The following is a 10875-nucleotide window of genomic DNA, read 5'->3' as shown; positions in this document are numbered from 1 at the left end:
TGTTCTCCCCCCCCCCCCCCCCCCCCCCCCCCCCCCTCCCTCGCTCTTTCTCCCCCCCCCCCCCCCCCCCCCCCCCCCCAGGCCTGCCAGCCGTCCTCCAGCCGCACGCCCCGCTCCAGCAGGAGCCGGTACGCCTCCACGTAGTCGTCCAGCTTCCCGTCCCGAGCCGGGTGGCCGGCCCGCGCCAACCGGGCCAGCTCCTCCTGCGCCACCGCCGTACCCACCTCCACGCCCCCCGGCGCCGCGTACGGCAGCAGGGTGCAGCGCAGGAACCGGGCCCAGTCGTCACCCCGCCGGTCGCCGTACGCCGCGAAGAGCGCCGCGGCCTCGTCGCACAGCGCCAGCGCCTGCGGCGTACGCGCGTTGCCCGCGTCCACCACCGCCAGCTCCAGACAGGTCCACGCCTCCCCGTGACCGACGCCGATGCGCTGGAAGTCGGCCCGCGCGTCGACCAGGAGCTGGCGGGCGAAGCCCGAGTTGCGCAGCGACCCCGTCCGGGCGGCGCGCTGGTCCCGGGTCACCCGCGCCGAATGGTGCCGGGCGCAGGCCAGACCGTAGACGTCCCGCATCCGGGAGAACATCGTGCGGGAACGCTCCAGCTCACGGACCGCCTGGTCCAGCGCACCCGTCTCCTCCAGCGCCTGCCCCACGTAGTACACCGTCCACGCCTCGCCCCGCGCGTCCTCGTTCTCCCGGTGCCGGGCCGCCGCCCGCCGCAGCTCGTCCAGCGCCTCGGCGGCGTCGCCGTCCACCAACCGCGCCCGCGCCAGCTGCGTCAGGGCCCAGGCCTCGCCGCGGGCGTCCTGGGTGCGGCCGTACAGCTCCAGCGCCGTCCGCAGATCCGTCTCCGCACGCGGCACGTCCCCCATGCGCAGACGAAGCTGACCGAGCTGGAAATGGGCCCAGGCCTGACCGTGCACCGACTCACCCGCCCGGTGCAGCACCAGCGACCCGGTCAGCAGCTCCAGCGCCTCCGCCAGCCGGGCCCGGTCCCGCTGCACCGCCGCCAACGCGTGCAGCGTCCACGCCCGGTCCGTGTCCAGCTCGGGCGCGGCCTGCAGATCCAGCGCCTCCCGCAGCTTCGCCGCCGCCTCGGTCAGGTTGCCCTGGTGGTGCAGCGTGATACCCAGCGAGCACAGGGCACGCGCCGCCCCCGCGTCATGGTGCGCCTCCCGGTACAGGTCCACCACGGAGGTCAGCGTCGTCCGCGCCTTGTCCAGCTCGCCGAGCTGCCGGGCCGCGATACCGGTGCGCCACTGCACCGAACGCACCAGCAGACCCTGGTCCACGGACTGCGCCAGCTCGCTGATCTCACCCAGCCGGTACAGGTCGCCGCGCAGCAGGCAGTAGTCGCACAGCGCGCCCAGCAGGTTCAGCACCGCGCGCTGGTCCACCCCCTCCGCGTGTCTGAGCGCCGCCGTGATGAAGCTCGACTCGTCGTCCAGCCAGCGCAGCGCCTCGTCCAGGGACGTGAAGCCGTGACTCCCGAACCGGTCGGAGCGCGTCGACACGTTGCCGTCGATCAGGCGCAGCACCGAGTCGGCCAGCTCGGCGTAGTTGGCGATCAGCCGCTCCTGCGCCGCGGCCCGCTCGCCCGGCTCCTCCTCGTCGGCGAGCCGGGCCCGCGCGAAGGCGCGCACCGAGTCGTGCAGCCGGTAGCGGCTGCCGCGGACGCGGTCGATCAGGCCCGCCCGGGCCAGCGCGTCCAACTGCCGGGCCGCCTCCGTCTCGTCCGTGGCCAGCAGCGCGGCCGCCGCCGGGTTGCCCAGCGAGGTGCGCCCCGCCAGCGCCAGCCGGCGCAGCAGCCGCCTGGCCGGCTCCGGCTGGTCGGTGTAGCGCAGCCACAGCACCCGCTCGACCGGCTCCACCGGCCCGTACGCGCCCAGGTCGGTCGCCAGCGCGCGCGGCGAGCGCGGCCCCAGCGACGACCCCGCGATGCGCAGTGCCAGCGGCAGCCCACCACACAACTGCCGCACCAGATCCGCCGACTCGGCGTCGTAGGGGCCCGAGGCGTCCTGCGCGGCGGCCCCCAGCAACTCCTCCGCGCCCGCCGCGTCCAGCGCCTCCACCGGCAGGTGGTACGCCCGGGCGGGCAGGTCGGCCGGCAGCTGAAGCGCCTCCCGCGCGGTGACCAGCACCAGACTGTCCGACCGCTCCGGCACCAGCGTGCGCACCTGCTCCGCGTCCTTGGCGTCGTCCAGCACGACGATCACCGGCACGCCCGTCAGATGCTGGTGGTACAGCTCGCTGAGCCGCTTGACCTGCTGGTCCGCCGAGGACCGCTCCCGGAACAGGAGTTGCTCGCGGGGCGCCCCCAACCGGTTCAGCAGATGCAGCAGGGCGTCCCGGGTGCTCAGCGGCGACTCGCCGTCCGGCCCGGGGCCGTCCCCGCGCAGGTCCACCACGCAGGCCCCGCGGAAGTGGTCCCGCAGCTCGTGCGCGGCGCGCACGGCGAGCGTCGTCCGGCCGCTGCCGGGCGGACCGTGCAGCACCACGACCGTCGGCTTCGTCTCCGTGCTCGCCCGGGCCGCCTGCACCCACTGCCGCAACCGCGCCATCTCCTGCCGCCGCCCGGCGAAAGTGCCCCGGGACTCCGGGAGTTGCGCGAACGACTGCTCCAGCGCGCTGCGTCCCCGCGCCGCGGCGCTCTTGTCGGCACCGCGCAGCTTCGGCCCGGCCTTCTTCGGCCCGGTGGACGCGGCCAGCATCCGCTGCTGGTCCAGGAAGGGCCGGATGCCGCGCACCTCCAACGCCGTCAGCCACTGCAACCGCAACTGCTCGGGCCCGCCGGGCTGGCTGACGGCCCCGGCGCGGTGATGGGCGGCCGGCACGTGCGAGCCGACCACCTTGACGACGGTCGCCGCGGCTCCCACCACACCGACGGCCACGCCCGCACCCACCGCCGTGCCGGTGCCGGTACCGAGCGCCATGTCGGCCACCACCGCGGCGACCGCCGCCACGCCGGCCACCAGCAGGGGGGTGCCGGCGCCCTCCCGGGCGTACCGCTGCCGGAAGGTGAGCTGCCCGGCCTCGGCCTCGTCCAGGGCGTGCGTGTAGGCCGCGTACTCCTCGGCGGCCGCCCCCGCCATCGCGTCGAGCGACCCGCGCGCCCGGGACAGCAGCACGTTCCCGTCCGTACGACCGCCCGACCGCCGCACCTCCTCCTCCACGGCCTGCCGCAACAACCGCTCGGCCTCCACCCGATGCCCGTCCCGCATGTCGCGTCCCCCTCCGGCGGCAGAGCCCAGTCGGCAACTCCTCGATCCACCAGTGTCCTTCGGACCGGGGGCCGGCGCGAGGGGGCGGCGATCACCGGACACCTTCAGGGGGAGCGTGATCTGCGCCACACGTTCCTGAGTCGCAGCATCTTGCCGTCGAGGCCTCGGCGAGGGGGTCGGCGGCTGGAGCTGCTGCTTGTCACGAGTCAATTTGCGCAGTCGGACTGCGCAGCGCGGACGGTCTCGGGCCGTCGGGTGGTTCTCTCCGCTGTTCAGGGGAGGTTTGCAGCTACTCTTCGAGCAGAGCCGATCCCGAAGACGCTGAGGTGGCTTGATCGTCGGGACGCAGTGATAATGCGCAGCATTTCTGCGCAACAGGCCCAGGTGGAGCCGCAAGGCGGCGGACGGAACCGGAACTCGGGAAAGAGGCGTTCGGTGATCAGAGAAGCGGTGGACCCGGCAGCCGAGATCGCCGACCGGCTGTGGCGGGCGTACGCGCCCTACCGGCGCGGCCGGGGTACGGCCGGCGACCTCGACGCGAAACTGGCGATCCTCATGCTCGCCGCCTTCGCGGAGCAGGAAGGTCATGCCGAGGGCGATTTCGTCAAGCGGTGGAAACGCGCCTCGGCGGAGGCCGTCGTCGGCTTCTCTCCGGTGGCCGACCTGCGAGGGGCCTTGCAGGAGGCGGCCCGGCGTCCGGGTTTCCCGCTGCCCTGGTCGGCCGACCTCGACCTCGAGAGCAGGCCGGACGATGCCGCCTGGATGACGGCTTTCGTCGCGGCACTGGTTCAGGGCCCCAGCTTCGCGGAGGTCCGGGTGGCCGACGTCTGTGAGCTACTGCTCCAACGGCACGCGGAGGAGGGGGCGTTGCCGGGAGGGGAGTTCTACACTCCGCGCGGGGTCGCTGACCTGCTCGTGCAGCTGGCCGCCCTCCGTCCTGGAGACCGGATCATGGACCCGGCCTGTGGTACCGGAAGTGTGCTCGCGGCTGCCGCTCGGCACTTGGCCGAGCAGGGGCCGGTCGGGGACAGCTCGTTCGAGGCGTACGCGGTGGATCGGGGCAACGTGCGCCCGGCGATGTTGAACCTGGCCCTGCACGGGGTGAGCGTGCCGCAGGTGGGACTGGCCGATCCGGCGACACTGTTGCGGGCCCCGAACACGGGCCGTGTCGACCGGGTGTTGAGCAATCCGCCGTTCAGCCAGCGGATCGACGGATGGGGACAGCCGCAGCTCTCGGCGTCGTCGGAGTCGAATGCCGACTTCGCATGGTTGCAGCTTGCCTGGTCCCAACTGAAGGAAGGCGGTATCGCGGCGGTCGTGATGCCCGCCCGCGCGGCCTGGGCGCAAGGGCCGGAGGCGCCGATCCGCCGGGAGATGGTGGCCCGCGGCGCGGTGCTCGCGGTGATCGCTCTACCGCCGTACCTCTTCGCGGGAACCAACATCGCCGTGCACGTCTGGGTACTGGGGCGAGGGCGTCGGTCCCGTCCGGCGCACCGAAGCGACTCCGTGCTCCTCCTCGATGCGCGCGGTGCGGGAGGCCGGTCGTCGGAACGGCCCCGTGTGTTGTCGAGCGAGGACGTCCGCTGCATCGCGGGACGCTTCCGGCTCTGGTGTGACACGTCGAATGAGGTGAGCGAGCCGGGCTTTTCCCGGTCGGTCCCCTATGCCGAACTCATCGAGAACGCCGGCAGTCTGGACCCGCGGACGTACCTGAGGACGGAGAGCGCGCCGGCCGGAGTAACGGACCTGAGTGCCATGCTGGCCGACTTCGAGCGGCGCAACCGCGAGACATCGGAGCACGGAGCGGAACTGGCGCAGGTCGCCGGTGCGCAGGACCACCTGGCGCAGGACGGCTTCCGATGCCAGAACCTGCTGCTGAAGGACGTGGTGAGGGGAGAGGCGACGGTCGGGGGGCGTGTCCCGCGCCTGCTCGCGGGGCCTTCGGGAAGTCTGATCCGGGCCCAGGACTACGTGGAGCACCACGGGGTCCCCGTGGTGATGCCGAAGGACATCTCGGACGTCGGTTTCGCCGTGGACGGCATCAAGCGCATCTCCGAGCAGCACGGCGATCGGCTTGACCGCTTCCGGTTGCACCGGGGTGATGTCGTGGTCGCACGCCGGGGCGATCTCGGGCGATGTGCCGTGGTCGGAGAGGAACAGCAGGGCTGGGTCTGCGGCACCGGCTGCTTCGTGATCAGCCCTCCCGACACCGTCGACTCCCGTTACCTGGCGGCGTTCCTGCGCAGCCGCGAGGCGCGGGACTGGCTCGACACGCATTCGACCGGGAGCCTGGCGCTGCGGACCGTCTCGCTCGATGTGCTCGGGATGCTGCCCGTCGCTCTCCCTGATCTCGAGACCCAGCGGTCCATCGGTGAAGTCATGGCGAGCTTCGACGCCCATGAGCGACGGCTGCTGGACCAGTTGACGACCATGCGGGACATCCGCAGCAGGGCGCTGAACAGTTTCCTTGCGCGATGAGGCCGAACTCTGGATCGCAGGAGGAGGCGGCGGCCGTGTCGCTCGTCATCAACGGTCGGACCCTGATGCACGGGCCCGACGGGTCCACGCCGGCCAGTTGCGACGAAGGCCGGATGCCGAACAGCAGTCCCACGGCCCCCCGACTGCGGGGTGTCGAACTTGTCCTCGAACCAGTCTGCCTGCCTGCGCCGACCACCAGGACGACTCGTCCTGGCAGCGCGCTTCCAACCCCCGGGGGTGCACCTTGTACGTAACCTTCGACCTCATCACTGCCCTTGTTGCCTCCGGGGCCTGCGCGGTCGGGGCGCTCGTCTACCGCCGCACTGCGCCGCCGGAGGGGGCGACCGCCCCTTTGTCGAGAGGCGAGCGGCTGGCGGTCGCCCTTGGCGCGGCGGCGACCGTCATCGTGATCGGTGGCTACCTCGGAAGCGGGCTCCGCGGCGTTGAGCACGCCGCGGACACGCGGTCAGAGGGCGTCGTGGAAGGCGTGCAGTTCTGAGTTGGGTAGCGGGAGTCCTCGGCCGTCATCGCGACAGTCCTCTGGCTGATGTGGCCTCGTCGTACGTGCTTCAGCATGCGGGGGCGCTCATACCGCTCCGATGATCTTGCGACTCCGGCAGAGTTTCGACCGGTCGTCGCGGTCTCCCGTTGGGCCTGGCAACCGCCTCGCTTCAGCCGCCGTGCTCGCGCAGAAGCTCGATCATGTTGCGGAGCATCGGTATCGCCGAGTCACCGGCCTTGTCCTTATCGTTGAAATGCATCAGCTCGTTGCGGAGCTCACGCAGTTCATCAAGGCGCGCGACGAAGGACTTGCGGTCCAACGGCCAGCCCAGCTTGTCCCACTGCTTTTGATTGCCCAGGACCTGCTGGTAGTCACCGTAGGAAAGCTGATCGAAGGCGGAGAGCTTCCGGAGTCCGTCAGGATCGCAAAGGGTGATCACTTCCGTCAGATCCAGACCCTCCGAGATGACTCGGCGCAGTTGCCGGTCGAGGTCCCCGATGAGCAGGAAAGGCCGGGCCGTGGCGCCGTATTCCGCGGCCACGTCGGCCACCGTGATGATGCCGGCGATCTGGTTCGTCTGGTCCTTGACCAGGAGGAAGCCGAATCGTTCCAGATCGGGCAGCACGTCGATCAGGTGCTCGTCATAGCTGACCGCGTGGGCGGCGACTATGGCTTCGGAGAAGGGTGCCTCGGAGTCCGCGTAGCGCGCTCGTGCGATGGATTCCCAGGTGACGGCACCCCGCAGGTTCCGAGGTCCGTTCAGCACCGGCAGTTGTGAGTACCCGTTGAGGCGCATCTTGGTGAACACTTCCTCGAAGCTCGCCGAGGAAGACACCGACACCACTCCCTTGAGCGCGGAGGGCAGGTTGCCAACCGTCTGGCCCTGAATCGGGTCCTCTTCGTCCTCGTCGCCGCTGGAGGTGGGGACAGGCCCTGGTGTACCGGCCTCCCTGGGCTCTTCCTGCCCTGCCGTCGGCCTCTGCTCGGCCGCCTTCCCCTCATGGTCCTCGTCGTCCCCGGAAGGGCTGGTCAAGGTGACTCGGTCGTCGATCCCGACGGCTGCGAAGTCCGGCACAGTGGACAGGCCATGGTTGGCGAGTTCCGCGGCTACCTGCTCGGTGACCAGGTAGCCGCGGCGGGACGCCCCCCACCAGCCCAGGAGATCCCGAACGGTGACGGTGACCGGCGTGTCGGCGTCCGCCTGCCTCCGGGCGTCCTTCAACCGCGCGTGCCGGGCGGCGGAACGGTGCGCGGTGACGTCACCGGAACGGGGCAACTCCGCCACCGTGTCCAGAAGCTTCTGCCTCACGACGTCCAGCAGGGTCCCGTCGTCCAGTGCCCAGGCGGTCCACCCGTCGTAGGGACCGCGCCCTGTGGCGGCGGCTGCCGCCGCTGAAGGGGATCTGAACCGCTGGCCGTCCTTGAGCTCGATCCTGCCGTCCGAGGTCACCTGAGCAAGGTGCTCCTGCCCGGACCGCCGCTGCCGGAAGGTGAGGCGCGTCCCCGGGTCCAGAAGGCTGGCACGTACGAGGTCAGAGACCAGTACCCGCCGCCCCTCGAACAGATATGAGGCGCGGCCCAGAGGCTCGTCAGCGCTGCCGTCAACTGTGCACTCAGCCATTGATCCCCCCGGTCAACCTGCCTTGGAACGCGGTGATCATCGCAGAGTCGAGCCCGGCCCGGGTGTGGATTCCCGGAAATCGCCTTGCCATGGGTGGTCAGGGACGGTTGGGCCGAGTCACGGTCTCCGGTGCGGAGAACTCCGTGGACCGGGGGCAGTGTGAGCCCACGGCTTCTCGGGCGCTTGCGCCGGTCGGCTGAGCCACGTGAAGGGACCCCTACATGTCCCCAAGGTCGACCGTGAGGGCGAAGGGCGCGGTGGCCTTCACCGTGCCGGTGAACATCTCGCCCTCCCGGTACGCCTTGGTGGCGGGGTCGAGGACGTAGGTGTAGATGATCGGGACACCGGTGACGGCCTGCTCGACGCGCCAGTAGAAGGGGATGCCGGCCTTGGCGTACTGATCCACCTTCACGATCCGGTCCGTGGTCTCCGAGCCGGGTGACACGACCTCGACGACCAGGAGGACGTGCTCGGGGCGAGTGGGCGTGACGTCGATGGTCTCCGCGCGGTAGACCGTGACGTCCGGGCGGCGGTTGGTGAGCGGGACGTCCTGGAGACGCACGTCGAAGTCCGTGTCCGCGTTCCAGTCGGGGCCCGCGGCCGCGTCCAGAGCGTTGGCCAGGATGCGGGCCAGCCGGTTGTGGCGCTTGGAGGCGCTCGGGCTCACGACGACCATCCCGTCCACGATCTCGACGCCGTCACACTGCTCCTCGGACCAGGAGTCGTACTGCTCCGCGCTGATCTGGGTGTGCATCCACGCGGGCGCCACCATCTCGGCGGTCATGGGGTACCTCCTTCGAGGAGCCTCGGCAGGTCCGGCGCTGCTGCGCCCAGCGTACTGTTCCGGTGCTTCGGAGCGTCCGACCAGAAGGGGCATCGGGAGGGCTTCGGCGTCCGGGCCCAGGGAGAAGAACTCACGCCTCCGGCCGGGCGAGGCGGGCTCATGCGGTTTCGGCGGTCGCGGCGGGTGCTGTGAGAGGCTGGATCGCATGAACCGGTTGGCTGGTGTGACCTCCCCGTATCTGCTTCAGCACGCGGACAACCCCGTCGACTGGTGGCCGTGGGAGCCCCAGGCGTTCGAGGAGGCCCGGCGGCGGGATGTCCCCGTCCTCCTGAGCGTCGGGTACAGCGCTTGTCACTGGTGCCACGTCATGGCCGCGGAGTCCTTCGAGGACGAGGCCGCTGCCGCCTACCTGAACGAGCACTTCGTGGCCGTCAAGGTCGACCGCGAGGAGCGTCCCGATGTGGACGCCGTCTACATGGAGGCCGTGCAGGCGGCGACCGGGCAGGGGGGCTGGCCCATGACCGTGTTCCTCACGCCGGACGCCGAGCCCTTCTACTTCGGCACCTACTACCCGCCCGAGCCCCGGCACGGGATGCCGTCATTCCGGCAGGTGCTCCAGGGAGTGCACCAGGCCTGGGCGGAGCGGCGGGACGAGGTGACCGACGTCGCCGGGAAGATCGTGCGGGACCTCGCGGGGCGGGAGATCTCCTACGGCGACGCGCAGGCGCCCGGCGAGGAGCAGCTCGGGCAGGCGCTGCTCGGGCTCACCCGGGAGTACGACCCGCAGCGGGGCGGGTTCGGCGGGGCGCCGAAGTTCCCGCCGTCCATGGTGGTCGAGTTCCTGCTGCGCCACCACGCCCGCACCGGCGCGCAGGGCGCGCTCCAGATGGCGGGGGACACCTGCGAGCGGATGGCACGCGGCGGGATCTACGACCAGCTCGGCGGCGGTTTCGCGCGGTACTCCGTGGACCGTGAGTGGGTGGTGCCCCACTTCGAGAAGATGCTGTACGACAACGCCCTGCTGTGCCGGGTCTACGCGCACCTGTGGCGGGCGACCGGCTCGGACCTCGCCCGCCGGGTCGCCCTGGAGACCGCCGACTTCATGGTGCGCGAGCTGCGCACCGCCGAGGGCGGCTTCGCCTCCGCGCTGGACGCGGACAGCGACGACGGGACGGGGCGGCACGTCGAGGGCGCGTACTACGTGTGGACGCCCGCGCAGCTCACCGAGGTGCTCGGCGCCGACGACGCCGCGCTCGCCGCCCGGTACTTCGGTGTGACCGAGGAGGGCACCTTCGAGCACGGCTCCTCCGTGCTCCAGCTGCCGCAGCAGGAGGGCGTGTTCGAGGCGGAGCGGATCGCCTCGGTCCGGGAGCGGCTGCTGGCCGCCCGGGAGCAGCGCCCCGCACCGGGCCGGGACGACAAGGTCGTCGCCGCCTGGAACGGCCTGGCGATCGCCGCGCTCGCCGAGACGGGCGCCTACTTCGAGCGCCCCGACCTGGTGGAGGCCGCCGTCGCCGCCGCCGACCTGCTGGTGCGGCTGCACCTCGACGAGCAGGCGCGGCTCTTCCGTACCAGCAGGGACGGCCGGGCGGGCGCCCACGCCGGGGTGCTGGAGGACTACGCCGACGTGGCGGAGGGCCTCCTCGCGCTGGCGTCGGTCACCGGGGAGGGCGTCTGGCTGGACTTCGCCGGGCTGCTGCTCGACCACGTCCTCACCCGCTTCACCGACGACTCCGGCTCCCTCTACGACACCGCGGCCGACGCGGAGCGGCTGATCCGCCGCCCGCAGGACCCCACGGACAACGCGACCCCGTCCGGTTGGAGCGCCGCCGCCGGGGCCCTGCTGTCCTACGCCGCCCACACCGGTTCCGCGCCCCACCGCACCGCGGCGGAGCGCGCCCTGGGCGTCGTGAAGGCGCTCGGTCCGCGGGTGCCGCGTTTCGTCGGCTGGGGGCTGGCCGCCGCCGAGGCGCTGCTCGACGGGCCGCGGGAGGTGGCCGTCGTGGGGCCGGCCCCGGACGACGGTGCGACGCGGGGCCTGCACCGCACGGCGCTGCTGGGGACGGCTCCCGGCGCGGTCGTGGCCGTGGGCACGGTGGGGAGCGACGAGTTCCCCCTGCTGGCCGACCGGCCGCTGGTGGACGGGGCGCCGGCCGCGTACGTCTGCCGGAACTTCACCTGCGACGCCCCGACGACCGATCCGGAACGGCTGCGTGCGCGGCTGAACAGCTGAAAGGGCGCAAACGGAAACGATCGGAACGGATCTCGACGG

General features: G+C 71.8%; 6 protein-coding genes. 3 read left to right on the top strand and 3 right to left on the bottom strand.

What is annotated here, in order from left to right; all coding sequences use genetic code 11:
- On the bottom strand, nucleotides 1-3218 hold a 3218-nt coding region (locus tag AC07FV_RS19000), incomplete at its 3' end, for a tetratricopeptide repeat protein (RefSeq protein ID WP_479088575.1).
- Nucleotides 3219-3653: 435 nt separating this feature from the next.
- On the opposite strand from AC07FV_RS19000, the gene AC07FV_RS18995 reads away from it, so the two are divergent.
- Both AC07FV_RS18995 and AC07FV_RS18990 read left to right on the top strand, forming a co-directional pair.
- A complete protein-coding gene (locus tag AC07FV_RS18995) occupies nucleotides 3654-5696 on the top strand; it encodes an N-6 DNA methylase (protein WP_479088574.1) in 2043 nt (680 codons plus the stop codon).
- Between the two features lie 244 nt (nucleotides 5697-5940).
- On the top strand, nucleotides 5941-6195 hold the full coding sequence (locus AC07FV_RS18990; protein WP_479088573.1) for a hypothetical protein: 255 nt from the start codon (nucleotides 5941-5943) through the stop codon (nucleotides 6193-6195).
- A 172-nt stretch (nucleotides 6196-6367) separates the two neighbouring features.
- Here AC07FV_RS18990 and AC07FV_RS18985 read toward each other — a convergent pair whose 3' ends face one another.
- On the bottom strand, nucleotides 6368-7819 hold the full coding sequence (locus AC07FV_RS18985) for a restriction system modified-DNA reader domain-containing protein (RefSeq protein ID WP_479088572.1): 1452 nt from the start codon (nucleotides 7817-7819) through the stop codon (nucleotides 6368-6370).
- A 217-nt stretch (nucleotides 7820-8036) separates the two neighbouring features.
- The gene (locus tag AC07FV_RS18980) at nucleotides 8037-8603 is read right to left on the bottom strand and encodes a Uma2 family endonuclease (protein WP_479088571.1); all 567 of its coding nucleotides are present in this window, start codon (nucleotides 8601-8603) and stop codon (nucleotides 8037-8039) included.
- 205 nt (nucleotides 8604-8808) lie between these two features.
- Here AC07FV_RS18980 and AC07FV_RS18975 point away from each other — a divergent pair, with 205 nt between their 5' ends.
- Nucleotides 8809-10836 (top strand): thioredoxin domain-containing protein, encoded by a 2028-nt coding sequence (locus AC07FV_RS18975; RefSeq protein ID WP_479088569.1) that lies wholly within the window; start codon nucleotides 8809-8811, stop codon nucleotides 10834-10836.
- Nucleotides 10837-10875: the final 39 nt, after the last annotated feature.

The sequence above is a fragment of the Streptomyces sp. NPDC045956 genome (assembly GCF_056430705.1).
The sequence above is the reverse complement of the archived record's forward strand: the minus strand, read 5'-3'. Positions and strand labels throughout refer to the sequence as shown.

What these genes read in the sequence shown, in the direction of transcription:
- AC07FV_RS18985 (WP_479088572.1), bottom strand. Translation starts at nt 7,819, where the DNA reads ATGGCTGAGTGCACAGTTGACGGCAGCGCTGACGAGCCTCTGGGCCGC.
- AC07FV_RS18980 (WP_479088571.1), bottom strand. Translation starts at nt 8,603, where the DNA reads ATGACCGCCGAGATGGTGGCGCCCGCGTGGATGCACACCCAGATCAGC.
- AC07FV_RS18975 (WP_479088569.1), top strand. Translation starts at nt 8,809, where the DNA reads ATGAACCGGTTGGCTGGTGTGACCTCCCCGTATCTGCTTCAGCACGCG.